24 protein-coding genes are annotated in these 22,151 nt (G+C 63.5%); 10 read left to right on the top strand and 14 right to left on the bottom strand.

The window, feature by feature from the left end; all coding sequences use genetic code 11:
- Positions 1 to 83: 83 nt before the first annotated feature.
- On the top strand, positions 84 to 1,250 hold the full coding sequence (locus tag R9B85_RS16595) for a 1-acyl-sn-glycerol-3-phosphate acyltransferase (protein ID WP_112251999.1): 1,167 nt from the start codon (positions 84 to 86) through the stop codon (positions 1,248 to 1,250).
- A 33-nt stretch (positions 1,251 to 1,283) separates the two neighbouring features.
- Here the strand turns inward: R9B85_RS16595 and R9B85_RS16590 are convergent, their stop codons facing one another.
- On the bottom strand, positions 1,284 to 1,544 hold the full coding sequence (locus R9B85_RS16590) for a hypothetical protein (protein WP_046616028.1): 261 nt from the start codon (positions 1,542 to 1,544) through the stop codon (positions 1,284 to 1,286).
- A 166-nt stretch (positions 1,545 to 1,710) separates the two neighbouring features.
- Positions 1,711 to 2,295 carry a YajG family lipoprotein gene (locus tag R9B85_RS16585; protein WP_013970929.1) on the bottom strand — a complete coding sequence of 195 codons (585 nt, stop codon included), beginning with the start codon at positions 2,293 to 2,295 and terminating at the stop codon, positions 1,711 to 1,713.
- A gap of 145 nt (positions 2,296 to 2,440) precedes the next feature.
- Here R9B85_RS16585 and R9B85_RS16580 point away from each other — a divergent pair, with 145 nt between their 5' ends.
- Complete coding sequence (locus tag R9B85_RS16580; protein WP_423770381.1) at positions 2,441 to 2,674, top strand: hypothetical protein; 234 nt, start codon at positions 2,441 to 2,443, stop codon at positions 2,672 to 2,674.
- A 600-nt stretch (positions 2,675 to 3,274) separates the two neighbouring features.
- Positions 3,275 to 4,783 (top strand): malate dehydrogenase (quinone), encoded by a 1,509-nt coding sequence (gene mqo, locus R9B85_RS16575; protein ID WP_423770380.1) that lies wholly within the window; start codon positions 3,275 to 3,277, stop codon positions 4,781 to 4,783.
- 179 nt (positions 4,784 to 4,962) lie between these two features.
- On the opposite strand, the gene R9B85_RS16570 is transcribed toward mqo, so the two are convergent.
- From R9B85_RS16570 to R9B85_RS16555, 4 genes are all read right to left on the bottom strand, one after another.
- Positions 4,963 to 5,253: a PA4642 family protein gene (locus R9B85_RS16570; protein WP_112252042.1), complete on the bottom strand. Its 291-nt coding sequence runs from the start codon at positions 5,251 to 5,253 to the stop codon at positions 4,963 to 4,965.
- A gap of 68 nt (positions 5,254 to 5,321) precedes the next feature.
- The gene (locus R9B85_RS16565; RefSeq protein WP_112251997.1) at positions 5,322 to 5,792 is read right to left on the bottom strand and encodes a hypothetical protein; all 471 of its coding nucleotides are present in this window, start codon (positions 5,790 to 5,792) and stop codon (positions 5,322 to 5,324) included.
- A gap of 187 nt (positions 5,793 to 5,979) precedes the next feature.
- On the bottom strand, positions 5,980 to 6,453 hold the full coding sequence (locus R9B85_RS16560; RefSeq protein WP_112251996.1) for a WbuC family cupin fold metalloprotein: 474 nt from the start codon (positions 6,451 to 6,453) through the stop codon (positions 5,980 to 5,982).
- Positions 6,454 to 6,455: 2 nt separating this feature from the next.
- Positions 6,456 to 7,013: a hypoxanthine-guanine phosphoribosyltransferase gene (locus R9B85_RS16555; protein ID WP_003256346.1), complete on the bottom strand. Its 558-nt coding sequence runs from the start codon at positions 7,011 to 7,013 to the stop codon at positions 6,456 to 6,458.
- Positions 7,014 to 7,174: 161 nt separating this feature from the next.
- Between R9B85_RS16555 and upp the strand changes: the two genes are divergently transcribed.
- Together upp and R9B85_RS16545 are read left to right on the top strand one after the other, a co-directional pair.
- A complete protein-coding gene (upp, locus tag R9B85_RS16550) occupies positions 7,175 to 7,813 on the top strand; it encodes a uracil phosphoribosyltransferase (RefSeq protein WP_011532223.1) in 639 nt (212 codons plus the stop codon).
- 2 nt (positions 7,814 to 7,815) lie between these two features.
- Positions 7,816 to 9,087, top strand: coding sequence for a uracil-xanthine permease family protein (locus tag R9B85_RS16545; RefSeq protein WP_112251995.1), 1,272 nt, complete (start codon positions 7,816 to 7,818; stop codon positions 9,085 to 9,087).
- Between the two features lie 103 nt (positions 9,088 to 9,190).
- On the opposite strand, the gene hemH is transcribed toward R9B85_RS16545, so the two are convergent.
- Together hemH and R9B85_RS16535 are read right to left on the bottom strand one after the other, a co-directional pair.
- The gene (hemH, locus tag R9B85_RS16540) at positions 9,191 to 10,204 is read right to left on the bottom strand and encodes a ferrochelatase (RefSeq protein WP_207878474.1); all 1,014 of its coding nucleotides are present in this window, start codon (positions 10,202 to 10,204) and stop codon (positions 9,191 to 9,193) included.
- Between the two features lie 13 nt (positions 10,205 to 10,217).
- Positions 10,218 to 11,123 carry a TIGR01777 family oxidoreductase gene (locus tag R9B85_RS16535; RefSeq protein WP_112251992.1) on the bottom strand — a complete coding sequence of 302 codons (906 nt, stop codon included), beginning with the start codon at positions 11,121 to 11,123 and terminating at the stop codon, positions 10,218 to 10,220.
- A gap of 187 nt (positions 11,124 to 11,310) precedes the next feature.
- On the opposite strand from R9B85_RS16535, the gene R9B85_RS16530 reads away from it, so the two are divergent.
- The 5 genes from R9B85_RS16530 (at position 11,311) to R9B85_RS16510 (ending at position 16,373) form a co-directional block, all read left to right on the top strand.
- A complete protein-coding gene (locus R9B85_RS16530) occupies positions 11,311 to 12,297 on the top strand; it encodes an NAD(P)/FAD-dependent oxidoreductase (RefSeq protein WP_423770379.1) in 987 nt (328 codons plus the stop codon).
- A gap of 102 nt (positions 12,298 to 12,399) precedes the next feature.
- Positions 12,400 to 13,368 carry a YbgA family protein gene (locus R9B85_RS16525; protein ID WP_423770378.1) on the top strand — a complete coding sequence of 323 codons (969 nt, stop codon included), beginning with the start codon at positions 12,400 to 12,402 and terminating at the stop codon, positions 13,366 to 13,368.
- Positions 13,358 to 14,245, top strand: coding sequence for a MerR family transcriptional regulator (locus tag R9B85_RS16520; RefSeq protein WP_112251989.1), 888 nt, complete (start codon positions 13,358 to 13,360; stop codon positions 14,243 to 14,245). Before R9B85_RS16525 ends, R9B85_RS16520 begins: the two co-directional genes overlap by 11 nt.
- Complete coding sequence (gene phrB, locus R9B85_RS16515) at positions 14,236 to 15,678, top strand: deoxyribodipyrimidine photo-lyase (protein ID WP_112251988.1); 1,443 nt, start codon at positions 14,236 to 14,238, stop codon at positions 15,676 to 15,678. The genes R9B85_RS16520 and phrB overlap by 10 nt, the downstream gene beginning before the upstream one ends.
- Positions 15,675 to 16,373 carry an SDR family oxidoreductase gene (locus R9B85_RS16510; protein WP_112251987.1) on the top strand — a complete coding sequence of 233 codons (699 nt, stop codon included), beginning with the start codon at positions 15,675 to 15,677 and terminating at the stop codon, positions 16,371 to 16,373. The genes phrB and R9B85_RS16510 overlap by 4 nt, the downstream gene beginning before the upstream one ends.
- A 123-nt stretch (positions 16,374 to 16,496) precedes the next feature.
- On the opposite strand, the gene R9B85_RS16505 is transcribed toward R9B85_RS16510, so the two are convergent.
- The 6 genes from R9B85_RS16505 to hemA all read right to left on the bottom strand — a co-directional run bounded on the left by R9B85_RS16505 (position 16,497) and on the right by hemA (position 21,842).
- Positions 16,497 to 17,015: an acyloxyacyl hydrolase gene (locus R9B85_RS16505; protein WP_112251986.1), complete on the bottom strand. Its 519-nt coding sequence runs from the start codon at positions 17,013 to 17,015 to the stop codon at positions 16,497 to 16,499.
- A gap of 101 nt (positions 17,016 to 17,116) precedes the next feature.
- Positions 17,117 to 17,914, bottom strand: coding sequence for a glutamate racemase (murI, locus tag R9B85_RS16500; RefSeq protein WP_423770377.1), 798 nt, complete (start codon positions 17,912 to 17,914; stop codon positions 17,117 to 17,119).
- Complete coding sequence (locus R9B85_RS16495) at positions 17,907 to 18,662, bottom strand: molybdopterin-synthase adenylyltransferase MoeB (protein WP_112251984.1); 756 nt, start codon at positions 18,660 to 18,662, stop codon at positions 17,907 to 17,909. Before R9B85_RS16495 ends, murI begins: the two co-directional genes overlap by 8 nt.
- Positions 18,656 to 19,486 (bottom strand): peptide chain release factor N(5)-glutamine methyltransferase, encoded by an 831-nt coding sequence (prmC, locus tag R9B85_RS16490; protein ID WP_423770376.1) that lies wholly within the window; start codon positions 19,484 to 19,486, stop codon positions 18,656 to 18,658. The genes R9B85_RS16495 and prmC overlap by 7 nt, the downstream gene beginning before the upstream one ends.
- Complete coding sequence (prfA, locus tag R9B85_RS16485) at positions 19,486 to 20,568, bottom strand: peptide chain release factor 1 (protein WP_013970909.1); 1,083 nt, start codon at positions 20,566 to 20,568, stop codon at positions 19,486 to 19,488. The genes prmC and prfA overlap by 1 nt, the downstream gene beginning before the upstream one ends.
- Complete coding sequence (gene hemA / locus R9B85_RS16480; RefSeq protein ID WP_112251983.1) at positions 20,565 to 21,842, bottom strand: glutamyl-tRNA reductase; 1,278 nt, start codon at positions 21,840 to 21,842, stop codon at positions 20,565 to 20,567. Before hemA ends, prfA begins: the two co-directional genes overlap by 4 nt.
- Between the last annotated feature and the right edge of the window lie 309 nt (positions 21,843 to 22,151).

Raw genomic sequence — 22,151 nt, 5'->3', positions numbered from 1 at the left:
TTACAGGGCCTGTGTGTGTCCGAGCCGTTTTTCGGAACCCGTCCCTACCTTATTACCCTAGCCGTTTCCAACAAGAGAGCATGATGGGCGAATTCGATGCCATCCGACCGTACGACGACGCTGAGGTCCCTGCCGTTCTGGCACGCCTGCTCAGCGACCCGGCATTCCTCGATATCCTCACCCACTTCCGCTTCCCGCGTGCGGCCGGTGCTCTCGGCTGGTTGCTCAAACCGCTGATCGCCCGCCGCCTGCGCAAGGAATTTGCCGGCGTCACCTGCGTCTCGACCTTGCAGGACAAAGTCGAGTACTACGTCGACCAGACCATCGACCGTGCCACCGACGGCGTCACCTATACGGGCGTGGAGCAACTCAAGGCCGGCACCGCCTACCTGTTCCTGGCCAACCACCGTGACATCGTCATGGACCCGGCGTTCGTCAACTATGCGGTGTACCACGCCGGCCTGCCCACGCCGCGCATCGCCATTGGCGACAACCTGCTGCAAAAGCCGTTTGTCAGCGACATGATGCGCCTGAACAAGAGCTTCATCGTGCACCGCTCGATCAGCGGGCGCCGCGAGAAACTGGCGGCCTACCAGCTGCTCTCGGCCTACATCAACCACTCGATCCGCAACGACGCCACGTCGATCTGGATCGCCCAGGCCGAAGGCCGGGCCAAGGACGGTGACGACCGCACCGACTCGGCGATCCTCAAGATGTTCCACATGAGCCGCAAGGACGAGCCGTTCGGCGCGGTGATCCAGAGCCTGAACCTGACGCCGGTGTCGATCAGCTACGAGTATGACCCGTGCGACCAGGCCAAGGCCCGCGAGTTGTACATCCGCGCCACCACCGGCACCTACAAGAAGGCGCCGGGCGAGGACGACAACAGCATCGCCAAGGGCATTACCGGCTACAAGGGCCGGGTGCACATCAACTTCGCCCCGCCGGTGACCGAGTTCCACGAGGACACCAAGCAGCTGGCGGTGGAAATCGACCGGCAGATCCTCGGTGGCTACCGGCTGTTCCCGGTGCACTACCTGGCCTATGCGATGTGGGAAGGCAAGGATGAGGCGCTGCAGGTGCCGAGCGCCGAGAAGGTGTTCCCGGCTGAGGAACTGGCTCGGGCCAAGGAAGAATGGCAACGCCGCCTGGATGCCTGCCCCGAGGAGCAGCGGCCGTACCTGGTGTTGCAGTATGCGACGCCGGTGCGCAACCAGTACCAGGTCAGGCAGCAGGCGCCGGTTGCCTGATCGATCCCAGGGCTGCTTTGCAGCCCCGGGTTCTCAAACCCAGGTACTGAACCAGGACAGCAGCAACGCCATCGCCAGGCACGAAAAACCGAGAATGTAGAAGTACCGGGGTACCCGCAGGTCGAACGCGTCCACCACCCCATCGTCCACCGCCATGTATTCGCGGGTCTCGGCCTCGCGCCGCCGCGCACTGTGCAGCAGCAACCCGCCCGGGCAGGTCAGCAGCAGCGCCAGCAGATTGATCAGCTTGGTCGGGTGGGCGGCCAGGAACCCCCAGAGCACTTGCAAGGACATCACGCAACCTCGGTATGAGCGACGGCAAAGGCCGGCATTCTACCCAAGTCGCGCCCTGACGCCCGGCCCAGGCGACAAAATGTCATTGAATTTCATCCAGGTCACAGGCAACAAAAAACCCGCTGCCTGGAGCACAGGCAGCGGGTTTTGTTTTACAGCTGAAGCCTTACTGCCCCAGCACCTGACCGATGGTCGGGTCCTTGAACATGCGGGTCAGCGCATCGCTCAGCACATCGCCCACCAGCTGGGTGTTGGTTTCCTGGTTCGGCGCCATGCCGAAACGCTGGTCCAGCGAAGCACCGTAACGGCCACTGTAGCGGCGGCCGCCATTGGACACGTCAGCACGGAAGGTGGCACCGATGGTAGCCTCGGTCACGTACAGGTTGTCTTTCGGCGACTGGTACTTCAGTTCGGCCAGGGTCACGGTCAGCTGCGGCGCGTTGTAGGCGTTCGGCGTCGGGGTGAAGCCGAGCAGGCGCACGGCTGCTTCGGCCTGGGCCTGCAGCTTGGGCACGATGTCGTTACCGCTGACGCTGATGGTGCTGGTCTCGGGGTACATGCCACCGCGAGTGCCCAGGGACTGCGAGGCCCGGCCGTCAACCACCCGGACCACTACCGGCTGGCCATGGCCGACCGGGGCGAGCTGGGCCTTGAGCGTGGGTTGCGGGTTGAGTTGTTGCGGGCTGTGGGCACAACCGACCAGGCTGAGGCTGGCCACGGCGATCAAACCGAACAACAGACGTTGCAACATGCGCGTTACTCCAGAAAATGCGGCGAAGGCCCACAGTATACCTAGCCACGCATCGACCAGTCATCGGCCTGGCCCGCTTGTCACAATCGTTTCATCGCCGCGCCCTTATCCTTGCGCCAAGCCCTAACACACAGGACTCGCTGCCATGGCCTCGCTCTGGACCCTGCTCTTCCAACGCCCGCGCCACAACACCTATGCCCGCCTCGATGACGACGGCAAATGCCTGGCCTTCAAGCAATGCAGCCAGGCGCCCAGCGGCAGCGGCTGGGTCCAGATCGGCGAAATCCAGCTCGCCTGGCTGGGCCGCGAACTGCCCGCCAGTGCCCGGGTTTGCGGCCGCGCAAGCCGCCGCTGGCACCAGCGCATCCTCGCGGCCTGACAAACGCTGCAATAAAAACCACGAATGGCGACATTTCTGCCCGCGACATCGCTATAATCTCCCCCCGATTATAAGGACGTCTCCTGATCGGGCCCCGCACTCGCCGATTGACCCCGGCAACTTCAACGCTTCGCCCACAGAGAGCCTTCCACTCAGGTCTTGCATCGGCTGTCGTGCCTGCTTTACCGGCCCTTCACACTGCATGAACCTGCGGGTTGCCATCGCGCAGTCCCCTTTTGAGGTTCACGTCTCCAAAAGAGCGTGAAAAAACGGTTTTCACAACTTCACAAGAGTGTGGCGAGCAAATGAACAGTCTGGCATGTGCAAAAGCGGCAGATGTGTCCCGAACAGCCCTGAACAGGCGGCAAATGCGCTCATCTCGTATGAGTGTCTGAGCCGTTCCATAACGCACGCATGACACCTTGACCATAAGTCGAATTGCCGCACCCGTGGCAAACCGCGTTCAATACCCGAACCCGAAGACTGATTGGCGGTGTCCGCGGAAGTTGCAAGAACTGCGAAAAGTCGGACATGGCGACCCTGGCGAACCCAGGTCCTATGCTGTCAATTAGGTAGCTGTAGATTGTGGAGACGCGTTAAATGGCGCAGAACGAATCGGTTGATGTGGTACTGGTAGGCGCGGGCATCATGAGTGCCACCCTGGCCGTACTGCTCAAGGAGCTCGACCCGACCCTGAAACTTGAGGTCGTGGAGGCGATGGACTCCGGAGCCGCGGAAAGCTCCAACCCCTGGAACAACGCAGGCACAGGCCACGCCGGCCTTTGCGAGCTTAACTACACGCCCCAGGCCGCCGATGGCAGCATCGACATCAAGAAGGCCGTGCACATCAACACCCAGTTCGAGGTTTCGCGCCAGTTCTGGGCCTACCTGAGCAAGAAAGGCAACTTCGGCTCGGCGCGTGCCTTCATCAACCCTGTCCCGCACCTCAGCTACGTCGAGGGTGACAAGGGTGTTTCCTTCCTCAAGAAGCGCTATGAGCTGCTCAAGCAGCACCATGCCTTCGCCGACATGGAATACACCGAAGACAAGGCCGTGATGAACGACTGGATGCCGCTGATGATGCCAGGCCGCCCAGCCGACCAGCACATCGCCGCCACCCGCGTGCTCAAGGGTACCGACGTCAACTTCGGCGCCCTGACCAACAAGCTGCTGAAGCTGCTGGGCGACTCGCAAGACGCCCAGGTCAAGTACAGCAAGAAGGTCGTTGGCCTGCGCCGTAACGGCAAGGGCTGGACCGTAAGCATCAAGGACGTCAACAGCGGCGGCAGCCGTGAAGTGGACGCCCGCTTCGTCTTCCTCGGCGCCGGTGGCGCGGCCCTGCCGCTGCTGCAGCTGTCGGGCATTCCGGAAAGCAAAGGCTTCGGCGGCTTCCCGGTCAGCGGCCAGTGGCTGCGTTGCGACAACCCGGAAATCGTCAAGCAGCACCAGGCCAAGGTCTACAGCCAGGCCGCGGTCGGCGCCCCACCGATGTCGGTACCACACCTGGATACCCGCGTGGTCGATGGCAAGAAATCGCTGCTGTTCGGCCCATATGCCGGCTTCACCACCAAGTTCCTCAAGCACGGTTCGCTGATGGACCTGCCGCTGTCGGTGCGCATGGGCAACATTGGCCCGATGCTGGCCGTGGCCCGTGACAACATGGACCTGACCAAGTACCTGGTCAGCGAAGTGATGCAGTCGATGGAGCAGCGCCTGGAAGCCCTGCGTCGCTTCTATCCGCAGGCCAAGGCCGAAGACTGGCGCCTGGAAGTGGCTGGTCAGCGCGTGCAGATCATCAAGAAGGACCCGAAGAAAGGCGGCGTGCTGCAGTTCGGTACCGAGCTGGTCTCGGCCCAGGACGGCAGCCTGGCTGCACTGCTCGGCGCATCGCCGGGTGCTTCGGTAACCGTATCGATCATGCTGGAACTGATCGAGCGCTGCTTCCCCGAGCAGGCCAAAGGCGCCTGGGCTGCCAAGCTCAAGGAAATCTTCCCGGCTCGCGAGAAGACCCTGGCAACCGATGCAGCCCTGTACCACAAGATCAGCGCCGACAACGACGCGGCACTGGACCTGGTGGAAAGCAGCCCGGCGGCCAAGCATTACGCCTGATTCGGCCGGTAACGAAAAAACGCCCCTTGGGGCGTTTTTTTGTGCCTGGATCTTAGTAAGCCTGTTCCGGCCCTTTCGCGGGTAAACCCGCTCCCACAAGGATCAGAGCCACAGCCAAGGGCTGCGCTGTACCTGTGGGAGCGGGTTTACCCGCGAAGAGGCCGGAGCAGGTTTAAAAATCAGCCACGGGCCTTGGCAATGATCTCGATGTACTCCGCCGCATTGCGCTGGTCGGCGATCTGCTCGACAAAGGTCTTGCCATGCTCGTCCTTGCCATCCAGGTCCAGCCCGGCTTCGATGAAGAAGCCGACAAAGCGCTCGAAATCGTCGATGCGCAGGCCACGGTACGCCTTGACCAGCTTGTGCAGCGACGGCGAGGTCACGCCATCGGCCGGCTCGAACTGAAGGAATGCCTTGATGTAGTCGTCGCTGATCTCGTCACCGATTACCTGTTTCTTGTCTTTACGCATTGCCGACTCCAACTGGACCATCACGAAATTTCCAAGGCCGGCAGTGTACCCCCCGCAGGCCGGGCGCCTCAACGCGTACGTACGGTACCGGTGTGCAGGTCGGCCCAGACGTGGCCGTTGGCGTACGTGAGGAACTGCACATACAGTGTCTCGTTGCGCAGCAGGTCCATGATCACGCGGTAGTCGCTGAGCGGGTAGTTCAGGCTCAAGGTGCGGGTTTTCTCGTCGTAGACGGGTTTCTTCAGGCTCTTGGCCGCTTCACCGTCAAAGGTCAGTAGCACCTGGGCGATGGTCGCGCCCTTGCTCAGCGGCTTGCCCTTGAGGCGCACCTGCAACGACGAGGTGATCGGGATCGGCTGCTGGTCGGACTGGCGCTGGGTACCCACCACCACCGAGTAGTCGGTCACTTGCAGCAATTGCTGGCCGGTCGGCGCTTCCTGGCGCAGTGACTGGTCGTCAGGTGGCAGGAACTGGCTGTGCAGCGGTGCGGCGGCGAGTGGCAGGCTGACCGCCAACAGGAGGGGAAGAAACGCACGCATGTGAGGCTCCTTGAATGAAGGAGCACTCTAGCACGGCCTGCACAGGCTCTTGTAGGAGCGGCCTTGTGTCGCGATGGGCTGCAAAGCGGCACCGGCCATGTTGGTGGCGAAGCTTCAATCGAGGGGCTGCTGCGCAGCCCGATCGCGACACAAGGCCGCTCCTACAGTTGAGTGCGCCGGCCTGACATCAATCGAACTGCGCGATCATCCAGGCCTGGTACTCGGCCACGCCTTCTTCACCTTCGCGCGGCGCCCAGTGCGCATGTTCACCTTCACCCACCGGCCGATACGGCCCAGCCTTGCACTCGAACAGAATGCTGTCCGGCTCCAGCACCACAAGCCCATGGAAGGTTCCAGGCGCCAGGTCCACACCCAGGCAATCGCCGCCCGCCTGCATCACCCGCTTGTCGGTCACAGCGCCCTGCTCGTCGAAGATCAGCAGGCCAAGGCACCCCTTTAGCACGACCAGCGTTTCGGCCTTGTCATCGCTGAGGTGACGATGCGGCGGGATATAGGTGCTCGGTTGCAGCCCGACCGCCATGCGGTGGCAAGGCTCTGCCATCTCATGGAAATTGTGGTGCTGCCGCCCGCGCGGGTTGGCGGCAGCCTGTGCGGCCAGCCCGGCGAACAGCGATTGGTCGATGAACGCGGGCTGGCGCATGATCACAGCCCCTTTACGGCGAAAATGCCGTTGGCGTTGCGCCAGTAGCCTTTGTAGTCCATGCCGTAACCGAAGATGTAGCGGTCGACGCAGGGCAGGCCCACGTAGTTGGCCTTGAGCTCCGGGCTGGCCTTGCGGTCATGGTCCTTGTCGATCAGCACCGCGGTGTGCACCGAGCGCGCACCGGCATGCTTGCAGAACTCGATGATGGCGCTGAGGGTGTGGCCCTCGTCGAGAATGTCGTCGACGATCAGTACGTCACGGTCGATGAACGACACTTCCGGCTTGGCCTTCCAGAACAGTTCGCCGCCGCTGGTCTGGTTGCGGTAGCGGGTGGCGTGCAGGTAGCTGGCTTCCAGTGGGAACTGCAGGTGGGTCAGCAGTTTGCCGGAGAAGATCAGGCCGCCGTTCATCACGCAGAACACCACCGGGTTCTTGTCGTGCAGGTCCTTGCAGATCTGCTCGCCGACTTTGGCGATGGCCGCTTCGACTTCGGCTTCAGTGTACAGGCAGTCAGCTTCACGCATGACTTGACGGATATGCTCGAGATCGGCGGACATGGCGCTCTCCGGGGGTGCATTTTGGAAAAGCGGGCAAAGGTACGCATCCGCTCGTCACAGATCAAGCATTTATGGACTAACGTCCAGAATGACCAGACGACAGCACAGGATGAATAGATTAATCTAGCGCGGTTTTTTTGCCCGCCTTTCGGAGCCCCCCTATGCCCACTCGTGAGATCCGCCATCCGCTGATCCGCCACAAGCTCGGCCTGATGCGCCGTGCCGATATCAGCACCAAGAATTTTCGCGAACTTGCCCAGGAAGTCGGCGCGCTCCTGACCTACGAAGCCACCCAGGACCTGCCGCTCGAAACCTACGAGATCGACGGCTGGTGCGGCAAGGTGCAAGTTGAAAAAATCGCCGGCAAGAAAATTACCGTGGTGCCGATCCTGCGTGCCGGCATCGGCATGCTCGATGGCGTGCTCAGCCTGATCCCGGGTGCCAAGGTCAGCGCTGTCGGCGTTGCCCGCAACGAGGAAACCCTCGAAGCCCACACCTACCTGGAAAAGCTTGCGCCGGACATCAACCAGCGCCTGGCGCTGATCATCGACCCGATGCTGGCCACCGGCGGTTCGATGGTTGCCACCATCGACCTGCTGAAGAAGGCCGGCTGCAAAGAGATCCGCGCCATGGTTCTGGTCGCCGCGCCAGAAGGCATCGAAGTGGTGGAAAAAGCCCACCCGGACGTGCAGATCTACACCGCCTCGATCGACCAGCGCCTGAACGAACACGGCTACATCGTGCCGGGCCTGGGCGATGCCGGTGACAAGATCTTCGGCACCAAGCAAAAGGACGCCTGACCATGCAGGACGGCTTCAACGACCCGCTCTGGCGCCAGGTCGTTTCGGGCGCGCAGATGCTCTTCGTGGCATTCGGCGCGCTGGTGCTGATGCCACTGATCACCGGCCTAGATCCGAACGTCGCACTGTTCACTGCCGGCATCGGCACCCTGCTGTTCCAGCTGGTCACCGGCCGCCAGGTACCAGTGTTCCTGGCCTCGAGCTTTGCCTTCATCACCCCGATCATCCTCGCCAAGGGCCAGTTCGGGCTGGCCGAGACCATGGGCGGCGTGATGGCCGCAGGTTTCGTGTACACCTTCATGGGCCTGATGGTGAAAATCAAAGGCACCGGTTTCATCGACCGCATGCTGCCGCCGGTGGTGATCGGCCCGGTGATCATCTCCATCGGCCTGGCCATGGCGCCGATCGCCGCCAACATGGCGATGGGCAAGGCCGGTGACGGCAGCGTGCTGCTGCCCTACCAGACCGCCATGATGATCTCGATGCCGGCCCTGCTGACAACGCTGATCGTCGCCGTGTTCGGCAAGGGCATCTTCCGCCTGGTGCCGATCATCGCTGGCGTGCTGGTGGGCTTTGCCCTGTCGTTCGCCTTTGGCGTGGTCGACACTGCCAAGATCGCCGCCGCACCGTGGCTGGAGGTGCCCAACTTCACCGCACCAGCGTTCAACTGGCAGGCCATCCTGTTCATCGTCCCGGTTGCCCTGGCACCGGCGATCGAGCATATCGGCGGGGTGATCGCGGTCGGCAGCGTTACGGGCCGCGACTACCTGAAAAAGCCTGGCCTGCACCGCACCCTGCTGGGTGACGGCCTGGCCACCACGGCAGCCGGCCTGTTTGGCGGCCCGCCCAACACCACCTATGCCGAAGTCACCGGCGCGGTGATGCTGACCAAGAACTACAACCCGAAGATCATGACCTGGGCGGCGGTCTTCGCCATCACCCTCGCCTTCATCGGCAAGTTCGGTGCATTGCTGCAAAGCATCCCGGTACCGGTGATGGGTGGCATCCTGTGCCTGCTGTTCGGCTCGATCGCGGCGGTGGGCATGAACACCATGATCCGCCACAAGATCGACCTGTCCGAAGCGCGCAACCTGGTGATCGTGTCGGTCACCCTGGTGTTCGGTATCGGCGGTGTGCTGATCGGCAGCGGTGACGGCCCGGATGACTGGGGCCTGAAGGGCATCGCCCTGTGCGCCATCGTGGCTATCGCGCTGAACCTGATCCTGCCGGGTAATGATGGCTGGAAGCAAAAGAAGCTGGACGATCAGCTTTGACCTGACCTGGCCCCTTCGCGGGTGAACCCGCTCCCACAGGCATTGTACAAAACCTGTGGGAGCGGGTTTACCCGCGAAGAGGCCGGCAAAGGCAACCTGACAATCAGGCCTTTTCGCACATGTCGGCCAACACCCTCACCCACTCCGGGTGATCATTCAGGCAAGGCACCAGCACCAGCTCCTGCCCGCCAGCCTCGACAAACTGCTCGCTGCCGCGCATGCCGATTTCTTCCAGCGTCTCGATGCAATCTGCAACGAACGCAGGGCACATAACCAGCAACCGCTTCACTCCGGCCTTGGCCAGTTCGTCCAGCCGGGTTTCGGTGTAGGGTTCGATCCACTTGTCGCGCCCGAGGCGCGACTGGAACGATACCGACCACTTGCCGTCCGGTATGCCCAGCTTCTGCGCAAAAGCCTTGGCCGTGGCCAGACACTGCCCGCGATAACACACCGCACGCACCTCGGCACTGGCACCTTCGCAACAATCCGCCGCGCGCAGGTCATGCTTGCCGGCCGGGTAGAGCTTCTTCAGGTGCCGCTCCGGCAAACCATGAAAGCTCAGCAACAGGTGATCGTAGTCCTGCTCCAGGTAAGGCCTGGCGCTGGCCGCCAGTGCCTCGATGTAATCCGGGTGTTCGTAGAATGGTTGCAGCACGCGCATCTGCAACGGCAGCTGGCGCTCGCTGATCGTCTGCCTGGCCAGCTCCACCACCGTGGTCACCGTGCTGTCGGCAAACTGTGGATACAGCGGTGCCAAGGTCACCTTGCGTACACCCTGGGCCGCCAGGCGCTCGAGCACTTCGGGCAAGGCCGGCTGGCCATAGCGCATGGCAATCTCCACCGGGCCATGGGGCCAGTGCTCGACCATCGCCGCCTGCAGGCGACGGGTCAGCACTACCAACGGCGAGCCCTCTTCCCACCAGATAGAGCCATAGGCATGGGCCGACTGTTCCGGGCGCTTGATCAGGATCAGCGACACCAGCAGCCGCCGAAGCGGCCACGGCAGGTCGACCACATAGGGATCCATCAGAAACTGGTTGAGGTAGCGGCGTACATCGGCCACCGATGTGGAGGCCGGGGAACCCAGGTTGACCAGCAGCAGGGCGTGATCGGTCATGCAGCATCCTATGTCAGAGGCGGCTGGACAGGTTGTCCAGGGCCGATTGCAGATCGTTGAAGCGGAAGGTGAAGCCTGCCGCCAGCAAGCGTACCGGGCGGGCGCGCTGGCCGCCGAGCAGCAGGGTCGACAGCTCACCCAGCCCGGCCTTTAGCAGCAGTGCCGGCACTGGCAGCAACGCCGGCCGGTGCAAGGTGCGGCCCAGGCACCTGGCGAACTCGCGGTTGCGCACCGGCTCGGGGGCGCAGGCATTATAAGGACCGCTGGCATCCTTGTGCTGCAAGAGAAAATCAATAAGGGCGATCTGGTCGTCTATATGGACCCAGGGCATCCACTGCCGCCCGTCGCCCAAAGGCCCGCCCAGCCCCAATTTGAAGGGCAGGCGCAGACGCGACAAAAAGCCGCCATCACTTGCCAGTACCAAACCGGTTCGCACCAGTACAACGCGAATGCCCTGGGCCTGTGAACGCATGGCCGTCTCCTCCCAGGCAATGCACAGCTGGCTGGCGAAATCTTCGCGCACCGGCGGTGAAGCCTCGGACAGCTCGCGTTCGCCGCCGTCTCCGTACCAACCCACCGCAGAGCCGGAAATCAGCACTTCCGGGCGCTGCTCACGGCTGCCCAGCCAGGCCAGCAACTGCTCGGTGAGGGTGACGCGGCTGGCCCACAGCAGGTTGCGCCGGGCCGCCGTCCAAGGCCGGTCGGCAATCGGCGCGCCGGCCAGGTTGATCACTGCGTCCAGCTGATCATCCGGCTCCAGTTGCTCCAGGCGTGCGATGCCGCGCACGCCGGCCCCACAAATTTTCGGCACCTGCTCAGGTCGACGGCTCCATACCGTCAGGCGATGACCCTGGCCGAGCCAGTACTGACACAGGTGCTTGCCAATCAACCCAGTGCCGCCTGTCAGCAATATATGCATGGCTGTGTCCTCGCAGAATGCGGCGGTGGTCTATTTTTAACAACAAGGCACTTTTTTGACCCGACGCTCTCGGATAAACATAGGCCAAGCTGCCTGCCAACACGGAATAACCTTATACAAAATTTTATCATTGTACAGGTTTGCCTGACAGCGTAGTCTGCTTACAGCAAGGTTTGAAGAGGCCATCATGACAGTACCTATCGCCATCATCGGGGCCGGTATCGCCGGTCTGTCAGCCGCCCAGGCCTTGCAGAAGGCCGGGCAATCCGTGCATTTGTTCGACAAAGGCCACGGCAGTGGCGGGCGCATGGCCAGCAAGCGCAGCGAAGCTGGCGCGCTGGACCTTGGCGCCCAGTATTTCACTGCCCGTGACCGGCGCTTCGTCGAGCAGGTACAGCAGTGGGTTGCCGCTGGTTGGGCCGAGCAATGGAAGCCACAGCTGTACAACTACCGCGATGGTGAACTCAGCCCGTCCCCCGACGAACAGACGCGCTGGGTGGGCGTGCCGCGCATGAGTGCAATCACCCGCGGCCTGCTCAAGGATGTGACGGTCAACTTCGGTTGCCGCATCGCCGAAGTGTTCCGCGGCAAGCAGTACTGGCACCTGCAGGATACCGAAGGCTGCAGCCACGGCCCCTACAGCCGCGTGGTGATCGCGGTGCCGGCACCACAGGCCACGCCGCTGCTGGCCTCTACCCCAAAACTTGCTGCCGTGGCCGCAGGCGTACAGATGGAGCCCACCTGGGCTGTCGCCCTGGCCTTCCAGACCCCACTGGACACCCCGATGCAAGGCTGCTTCGTACAGGACAACCCACTCGACTGGCTGGCGCGCAACCGCAGCAAGCCCGGGCGTGACGAGCAGCTGGATACGTGGGTACTGCACGCCACCTCGGACTGGAGCCGTCAACACATCGACCTGCCCAAGGAAGAAGTGATCGAACAGCTGTGGGGCGAGTTTGCCGAGCTGGTCGGCTGCGTGGTACCAGCCCCTACTTTTGCCTTGGCTCACCGCTGGCTGTATGCCCGCCCGAGCAGCAACCATGAATGGGGCGCGCTGGCCGATGCAGACCAAGGCTTGTACGCCTGCGGCGACTGGTGCTTGTCCGGCCGTGTCGAAGGCGCCTGGCTCAGTGGCCAGGAAGCAGCGCGTCGGCTGCTCGAACACCTCGAATGATGTAGGGCTATACAAAAAAACTGGTTTGCATAACTTCTGGGTTGTGCTGCAATAAACCTGTACAACTTTATAGTCTCGTACAAGTTTTATTGGAGACAGCCCATGCACGACCCATCCGCCCACAGCAAGCCGCGTATCGCCATCAGCGCCTGCCTGACCGGGCATAGCGTGCGCTATAACGGCGGCCACAAGGCCTCCGACTTGTGCCGTATGCAGCTCGAGGAGCATTTCTACTGGTTGCCGGTGTGCCCGGAGGTGGCCATCGGCCTGGGTGTTCCGCGCGACCCGATCCGCCTGGTCGGCGACCCCAGCCAGCCGGAAGTGGTAGGCACCCGCAACCCCGGCATGGACCTGACCGGCCCACTGCGCAGCTATGGCGAGCAAATGGCGGCCGAGCTCGACGATATCTGCGGCTACATCTTCATGCAGAAATCGCCTTCCTGTGGCCTGGAGCGGGTCAAGGTGTACCAGGACAATGGCCACCCGGCCTTCCACAGTGGGCGGGGCGTGTATGCCCAGGCGTTCTGCGCACGGCGCCCGGACCTGCCGGTGGAAGAAGAAGGCCGCCTGCACGACCCTGTACTGCGCGAGAACTTCATCAGCCGCGTGTATGCCTACGCCGACTGGCAGCGCCTGTTGGCCGCAGGCCTGAGCCGTGGCGCTCTGGTGCGGTTCCACTCGCGCTACAAGTACCTGCTGATGGCCAACAACCCGCAGGCCTACCGCAGCCTGGGGCGCCTGCTTGGCGGCATGAGCAAGGACGACGACCCGCAAAGTATCGGCCCGCGCTACTTCAGCCAACTGATGCAGGCTCTGCGCCGCTGTGCCAGCCGTGGCACTCATTGCAACGTGCTGCAGCACCTGAGCGGCTACTTCAAGGACACCCTCACACCACAGGACAAAGCCGAGCTGCAAGCCATCATCGGCCAATACCAGCAAGGCGTGGTGCCGCTGGTAGTGCCGCTGACGCTGCTCAAGCACCATTTGCGCAAGCACCCCGACCCGTATCTGCAGCAGCAGGCCTACCTGCAGCCGCATCCCGAGAGCCTGGGCCTGCGCAATGCCGTCTGAAATCCTGCTGCCCATCGGCGAACTGGCTCGCCGCACGGGCGTCAATCCCGTCACCCTGCGCGCCTGGGAGCGCCGCTACGGCCTGCTCAAGCCCCAGCGTACCGCCAAGGGCCATCGCCTGTATCCGCTGGAACAAGTCGAACGCGTCGAGGCGATCCTCGCCTGGCTGCAGCGCGGTGCCTCCGTCAGCCAGGTACGCGAGCTGCTCGACAAACCGGCCAGCACACCGCCCAAAGGCGACTGGCAAGCCCGGCAGTTCCAACTGATCGAGGCTATCGCTACGCTGTCACAGCGCGCCCTGGACCAGCAGCTCAACCAGGCCATGGCCCTTTACCCGGCCGTCACCCTATGCGAGCAATTGCTGTTGCCGCTGCTCGACCTCCTCGACCTGCGCTGGCGCAGCTATTTCAATGCACGGCTGGAGCAGGTGTTTTTCCACAGCTGGCTGCGCAGCAAGCTGGGCGCCCGGGTCTACCACGACAACCAGCTGCTGCAAGGCCCTGTCATCTTGCTGGCCGAAGACAGTGAACACACCTTCAGCCCTGGCTTGTGGTTGTGCGCCTGGCTGTTCACCAGCAACGGCGTGCCGGTCGAAGTGCTGGAGCACACCATTGGCGGCGCGCACCTGCAACGCGCCGTCACCATGCTCAAGCCGCGTGCCGTGCTCCTGCACCTGGGGCCACGACTCGATGACAAGGTGCTGCAACGCCTGCCCGTACCGACCCTGGCCGGCGGGCCGATGCTGGCGCTGCACGAAGCCCGGCTGCGCGCCCTCCGCCTGCCCAACCTCGAACTGTTCGATACCCCACAGGCGGCATTGCGTTTGCTGCAAGCCCATGGCCGCCAGCCTGGAGAGATGACCGCACCATGCACCTGACTTGGCTGCGCAGCGACCTGCGCATCGATGACAACACCGCGCTCGCCGCCGCCAGCGAGCGCGGGCCGACCCTTGCCCTGTGGCTGGTCAGCCCCGGGCAATGGCTGGCCCATGACGACGCCGCGTGCAAAGTGGACTTCTGGCTGCGCAACCTGCGCGACCTGCGCCAGTCGCTGGAGCGCCTGAACATACCTCTGCTGATCCGCAGGATCGACATCTGGGACCAGGCGCCGCAGGCCGTGCTAGACGTCTGCCGCCAACATCAGGTGCAAAGCGTGCACTGGAACGAGGAGTACGGCATCAACGAGCAACGCCGCGACGACGCTACCCGCGCGCTGCTGGAAAAGTCGTCCATCCAGGCCCACAGCCATCTCGACCAGCTGTTGTTCCGCCCGGGCACCATCCTTACCCGCAGCGGTGACTACTTCCAGGTGTTCAGCCAGTTCAAGAAGAACTGCCTGGAGCACCTGCACCGAGGCCTCCCGGCCCTGGCCCACCGGGTAAAACGCCAGGCACCACTGCAGATCAGCAGCGACCCGATCCCTGAGCACGTGGACGGTTTCGAAAAACCCGCGCAAACACTGCGCGACCACTGGCCGGCCGGCGAAGCCGAAGCGCAGGCGCGGCTGGCCCGCTTTCTCGACGAAACCATCGACGACTACCACCAGCTGCGTGACTTGCCTGCCAAGCCCGGTACCAGCCAGCTCTCCACCTACCTGGCCGCTGGCGTGATCTCGCCGCGCCAGTGCCTGCACGGCGCCCTGGCCAGCAACCGCGGTGAGTTCGACAGCGGCAGCAGTGGCGTGCAAACCTGGGTCAACGAGCTGCTCTGGCGCGAATTCTACAAACACATCCTGGCCGGTTATCCACAGGTCTCGCGTCACCGCGCCTTCCGCGCCCAGACCGAAGCCCTGCCCTGGCGCGACGCACCGGCCGACCTCGAAGCCTGGGAACAGGGCCGAACCGGCTTCCCCATCATCGACGCCGCCATGCGCCAGCTGCTGGATACCGGGTGGATGCACAACCGCCTGCGCATGATCGTGGCCATGTTCCTCAGCAAGAACCTGCTGATCGACTGGCGCAAGGGCGAGCGACATTTCATGCGCCACCTGATAGACGGCGACCTGGCCGCCAACAACGGCGGCTGGCAGTGGAGCGCGTCCACTGGCACCGACGCGGTGCCCTATTTCCGCATCTTCAACCCGGTTACGCAGTCGCAGCGTTTCGACCCGCAGGGGCGTTTCATTCGGCACTGGCTGCCGGAATTGCAAAGGCTGGATGAAAAAGCTATTCATCTTCCCTTAATATCAGCCGATCTTTTTGCCAGACAATCCTACTACCGTCCAATCGTCGATCTCGACAGCAGTCGCCAGCGCGCACTGGAGGCATTCAAGAACCTCCCGCGCCGGCAGGATCAGAGGGCAGCATCTTGAACAACGCACGCAGTATCTGGGTGACGGGAGCAGGCAATGGACTAGGCCTGGCGTTAGTGGAGGGGTTGCTCCGGCAAGGACACCGGGTAGCTGCAAGCGGCAAGCATGGCGAGGCACTGGATGCCTTGGCTGCACGCTATGGCAGCCAGCTGTTGCGCTTGCCTTGGCAGTTGCACGAAGAACATCAGGCGGCCCAGGCCTGCCAGCAGATTTGCCATGCCTGGTGCGCGCTGGACGGCTTGATCATCAACGCCGGTACCAGCGATTACCTGGCGGACAATGTGGCGGACAGCGAGTTGTTCGAGGCTATCGTCACTGGCAACCAGCTGGCCGGCGAGCATTGCCTGGCCAGTGCGCTGCCGTTGCTGGCGAAGGGCGACTCATCGCAGGTGATGGCGGTGTTCAACCGTTATTCGGCGTTGCAGTTGCATGCACCGACGCAGGTGACTGCGGGCTGGAACAATATGCCGCAATGGATGCGCGAGCAGCGTCAGGCGCTGAAGGCGCAAGGGGTTGAGCTGACCGTGGTGGGGCCGCAGTCGTTGAAGACGCCTGTGACATCGGCGCAGGCGATACCGGAGGCGTGGACGCCGCAGCAAGCGGCAGAAGAGCTGCTGCTGCGGTGGCCACAGAGGGAACCTGAGCTGGTGCTGGAGGTTTTGGAGCTCAGTAGCCTGTGGCCGTTGATGCGATAGCATCTGATATCGGCATCGCCTTCTTCGCGGGTAAACCCGCTCCCACAGGACTCCCTGCACCTTGAGTCCAGTGATATACCTGTGGGAGCGGGTTCACCCGCGAAGAGGCCGGCCCAGGAGAGCTCAGAGCGCCATGCGGTAATGCAGGCTGTAGCTCTCCACCCCATCGTTGGGCTGCTTGATGCCTGCGTTGGAATAGTGAATCGCCCGCACGCCAATCTCATGCCCACCGGCAAAGCGCAATCCAAAGCCGATACGGTCTTCGAACTGGAATGACGAGCCCAGCTCGTTGTCTTCCAGTTCGGTACTGGAGAACGCCGCAACGCCGATCCCCGCCTCGATGTAAGGCTTCACCGACTCCCCGGCAAACTCATAAACAAACACTGGCGCAAACGACAGGCTGTGGTTGCTGGCCGTCTCGTCACCATCCCAGTAGCTATAAGCCCCATCCCAATAACCGGTCAGGCGACCCACGCTGGTCTGCCACCAGCTCGCGTCCCAGTTCGATTGCAGCCCCAGCCGGTAGACCATGGTCGAGTCGCCGGTCTGCCCCACCGAAAACGAAACGTCAGCAGCTTGCGCCGACAGCGCTTGCCCCAAGGTAAAGGCAGCAACCGCCGCCAAGCCGAGCAGCTTCTTCATGAGCAACATCCTTCTTTGCTGTTATTGGTGTCCGCCTTAGGTCAGGCAAAGCGGTAGAAAGCGGCACTGGTACGATAGTTCAGGTGCTTTTCACATTTTTTTCACAGCGGAAAGCTTTGCACACTGTCGGACTGATGCCACAGCAAAGGTAGGATTTTTCTTAGCGACTGCGGGTCAGCGCTGGTCCAGAACCGGGTATCACCTGCCGGCCCATCGGCCAACAGGTCATGCGCCCCCAATAGTCGCTGCAGCTGACGCGCCACTGCGGCGCCGGTGTCGATGATGGCCACATCGGCTGGCACCATCTCGGCCAGCAACGGGCGCAGGAAGGGGTAATGAGTGCAGCCGAGGATCAGCGTGTCGCAACCCGCCGCCAGCAGCGGCTGCACGTAGCCCGACAGCAACTGGCGCAGCGCCGGGCTGACCAGGTCGCCGGTCTCGATCCGCTCGACCAGGCCCGGGCAAGGCTGGGTGATGACCTGTACGTCGTTGGCGAAGCGGTCGAGCAAGGCGGCGAACTTGGCGCTTTGCAGGGTACCAGTGGTGGCCAGCACCCCGACCACGCCCGAGCGCGTGGCCGCGGCAGCGGGCTTCACCGCTGGCTCCATGCCCACCAGCGGCCAGAGCGGATACAACTCGCGCAGGTCGGCGACTGCCGCCACCGTGGCGGTGTTACACGCAAGCACCATGGCCTTGGCGCCTTGTTCATGGAAGAACCCGGCAATGCGCCGCAGACGCTCGCGGATGTAATCGGGTGATTTCTCGCCATAGGGCACGTGGCCACAATCGGCCACGTACAGCAGCGTCTCGTTCGGTAGCAGGCGCTGGATCTCGGCGAGCACCGACAAGCCGCCGACCCCGGAGTCCATCACGCCGACCGGCGCCGAGCGCTCAGCCATCGCGCTGGCCGCAGACCGCACAGGCCGGGTCGCGCTTGACCCGCAATTCGCGGATACGAGTGCCGAGAGCATCGATCAACAGCAGGCGGCCGACCAGCGGCTCGCCGAACCCGGCCAGCAGCTTCATCGCCTCCAGCGCCTGCAGGCTGCCCACCAGGCCCACCAGCGGGCCGATCACGCCGGCTTCGCTGCAGGTCAGTTCGGCTTCGCTGCCATGACCGTACAGGCAGTGGTAGCAGGGGCTGTAGTCACGCCGTGGGTCGAATACCGACAACTGCCCTTCCAGGCGGATCGCCGCACCGCTGACCAGCGGCTTGCCAGCCGCGACACAGGCGGCGTTGACCGCCTCGCGAGTACCGAAATTGTCGGAGCAGTCCAGCACCAGGTCGACCGCTGCCACAGCGGCTGCCAGCGAGTCCTCGTCCAGAGCCTGGCGATGGGCAACCAGGCTGATTTCCGGGTTGATCGCCTGCAAGCGCTGCAAGGCCGAATCGACCTTGCTCATGCCGACGCTGGCACTGTCGTGGATCACCTGGCGTTGCAGGTTGGTCAGGTCGACGGTATCGAAGTCGGCCAGGTGCAGCTCACCCACCCCGGCAGCGGCCAGGTACAAGGCAACTGGCGAGCCAAGGCCACCGAGCCCGACGATCAGCGCCTTGCTCTGCTTGAGCCGCAACTGGCCGTCGATGTCGATCTGGGCCAGCAATACCTGCCGGCTGTAACGCAGCAGTTCCTGATCACTCAGCATGGCAGGCGCCCCAGGGTAATGCGTTCATGGCCGCCCAGGTCCGTGCGGCTGGCGACCTCGATGAAGCCTTGTTCAGCCAGCAAGGCGCGCACCGCCGCTGCCTGATCGTAGCCGTGTTCCAGCAGCAACCAGCCACCCGGCACCAGGTGCACGGGGGCCTGGGCCGCGATTACGCGCAAGTCGTCCAGGCCATCGGCGCCGGCCACCAGCGCGCTGCTGGGTTCGAAGCGTACATCACCGGCGACCAGGTGCGGGTCTGCGGCGGCGATGTAGGGCGGGTTGCTGACAATCAGGTCGAAACGCTCGCCGGCCAGGCTGTCGAACCAGTGGCTGAGCCGTACCTGGGCGTTCGCCAGGCCCAGGCGCTGGCGGTTGCGCTCGGCCAGGGCGGCGGCCTCCTCCACCCGGTCCACTGCAGTCACCTGCCAGGCCGGGCGCTCGCTGGCCAGGGCCAGGGCAATCGCGCCGGTGCCGGTGCCCAGGTCAAGGACCTTGGCCGGTGTGGCGGGTTGCAGCTCAAGCGCGGCTTCGACCAGCAGCTCGGTATCCGGCCGCGGGATCAGGGTATGCGGTGCCACCTCCAGGTCGATCTTCCAGAAGCCCTGCAACCCGAGAATATAGGCAACCGGCTCGCCGCCACGGCGGCGCTGCAGGTAGCCGGCATAGGTCTCGGCATCTTCGCTGCTGACGATTCGCTCGGGCCAGGTGTGCAGGTAGCTGCGCGACTTGCCGATGGCCGCGGCCAACAGCAGCTCGGCATCCAGCCGCTCGGTGGGCGATTCTGGCAACTGCGCGTTGCGCAGCAGGCTGGCGATGATGGTCATCAGTCCCCCAGGGCGGCCAGTTGATCGGCCTGGTATTCGGCCAGCAGCGGTTCGATCACCGCCTCCACGCCGCCGGCGAGGATGTCGTCCAGCGAGTACAGGGTCAGGTTGATGCGGTGGTCGGTCACCCGGCCCTGTGGATAATTGTACGTACGGATGCGCTCGGAACGGTCACCCGAGCCGACCAGCAGCTTGCGCTCGGTGGCGATGGCGTTCTGCGCGGCGCTGGTCTGCATGTCGTTGAGCTTGGCCGACAGCCAGGACATGGCGCGGGCGCGGTTCTTGTGCTGCGAGCGCTCTTCCTGGCACTCGACCACGATACCGGTGGGCAAGTGGGTGATACGGATCGCCGAGTCGGTCTTGTTGACGTGCTGGCCGCCGGCACCGGATGCGCGGTAGGTGTCCACGCGCAGGTCGGCCGGGTTGATCTCGATGGCCGCCTGTTCGTCCGGCTCGGGCAGTACCGCCACGGTGCATGCGGAGGTGTGGATACGGCCCTGGGATTCGGTCTCGGGCACGCGCTGTACGCGGTGCGCGCCAGACTCGAACTTGAGCTTGCCGTACACACTCTCGCCTTCGACGCGGGCGATGATTTCCTTGTAGCCGCCGTGCTCGCCTTCGTTCTCGGAGAGGATTTCCAGGCGCCAGCCACGCTTTTCGGCGTAGCGCGAATACATGCGGAACAGGTCGCCGGAGAAGATCGCCGCCTCGTCGCCACCGGTGCCGGCACGGATCTCGAGGAACACGTTACGGCCGTCGTTGGGGTCCTTGGGCAACAGCATGCGTTGCAGCTGCGACTCCAGCGTCAGCAGTTGTTCCTTGGCTTCACGCACTTCTTCCACGGCCATTTCGCGCAGGTCCGGGTCACTGTCCTTGAGCAGCGCCTGGGCACCTTCGAGGTCGTCCTGGACTTTGCGCCACTCTTTATAAGCAGCGTAGACCGGCTCGACTTCGGCGTATTCACGAGAATAGGCGCGAAAGCGCGTCTGGTCGGAAATGACCTCGGCATCACCGAGCAGTGCGGTGAGTTCTTCGAAGCGGTCCTGGAGGATTTCCAGTTTGTTCAGCAGCGACGCTTTCATTGCGGGGATTTGTCCGTCGAGCCCTCGTTGAGGGCAAAGAGTTCCTGGGCCATGGCCAGCGCATCGAGGCGGCCCTCGGCCGAGAGCCTTTTCAATTGCACGCTGGGCGCGTGCAGGAGTTTGTTGGTCAGCCCCCGGGCCAGTTGGGCCAGCACATCTTCGGGGTTGGCGCCGTTGGCCAGCAGCCGCTGGGCCTTTTGCAGTTCTTCGTCGCGCAGGCGCTCGCTTTGTTGGCGATAGGCCTTGAGCACATCCACCGCGGCCAGCTCGCGCAGGCGCAGCATGAAGTCTTCAGCCCCTACCGACACCAGCTCTTCGGCGGCCTGGGCCGCGCCCTGACGACTCTTGAGGTTTTCCGCCACCACGTCGTGCAGGTCATCGACAGTGTACAGGTAGACGTCGTCCAGTTCGCCGACTTCGGTTTCGATATCGCGGGGTACGGCAATGTCGACCATGAAAATCGGCTTGTGCCGGCGCTGCTTCAGCGCGCTTTCGACCGCGCCCTTGCCGAGGATCGGCAACTGGCTGGCGGTGGAGCTGATAACGATGTCGCTGTTGGCCAGTTCCTGAGGGATGTCGGCCAGCAGAACGGCGTGCGCACCGAACTGCTCGGCCAGGATGCTGGCCCGCTCCAGGGTACGGTTGGCCACGACGATGCGACGCACGCCCTGCTCATGCAGGTGGCGGGCGACCAGGGTGATGGTTTCGCCAGCGCCGATCAGCAAGGCCTGGCTACGGCCCAGGTCGCTGAAGATCTGCTTGGCCAGGCTGACCGCGGCAAACGCCACCGACACCGGGTTTTCGCCAATGGCGGTGTCGGTACGCACTTGCTTGGCGGCACTGAAGGTGGCCTGGAACAGGCGCCCGAGCAACGGGCCGACGGTGCCGGCCTCGCGCGCCACCGCGTAGGCGGACTTCATCTGGCCGAGGATCTGCGGCTCGCCGAGCACCAGCGAGTCCAGGCCGGAGGCCACCCGCATCATGTGCTTCACCGCCTCGTGCTCTTCGTGCACGTAGGCGCTGGCGCGCAACTCGTCCAGGCTGAGGCGGTGATAGTCGGCGAGCCATTGCAGCACGACATCGGCGGACAGGTGGTCCTGCTCGATATAGAGTTCGCTACGGTTGCAGGTCGACAGGATTGCCGCTTCGCGGCTGGATGTCAGCCGGCAGAGCTGCTGCAGGGCGTCTACCAGCTGCTCTGGGGTAAACGCCACGCGCTCGCGTACGTCTACCGAGGCAGTCTTATGGTTGATACCAAGTGCAAGAAAGGCCATGCAAGGTCGCTGGTTGTGACGGGAAGCCGATAATTGTCCTCTTTCGCAGGTTTCAGGACAACCACCGTTCGCTATTGCGCTGATAGTCAGGTGGTGCACTTCGCGGGTGTTCGGCTTTTCACCATCTTCGCCAGTGAGATCGAGCGCCGCCCGCGCGGCGCTTCGCGGGACAAGCCCGCTCCCACATTTGTTGCAACGTGGCCATGTCTGTTGGAGAGGCGTTGCCAGCTTTGGGGCATGTCTTAAGACAGGTGGGGCGGCGGATGTGTCCACCTCGAGATCGAGTCGGGCCAACAAGGCGGGCAACCA

It is taken from the genome of Pseudomonas sp. NLJ1 (genome assembly GCF_049486705.1).
Taxonomy (GTDB): Bacteria; Pseudomonadota; Gammaproteobacteria; order Pseudomonadales; family Pseudomonadaceae; genus Aquipseudomonas; species Aquipseudomonas inefficax.
Note: the sequence above shows the minus strand (reverse complement) of the source record. Positions and strands in the feature narration are given on the sequence as shown.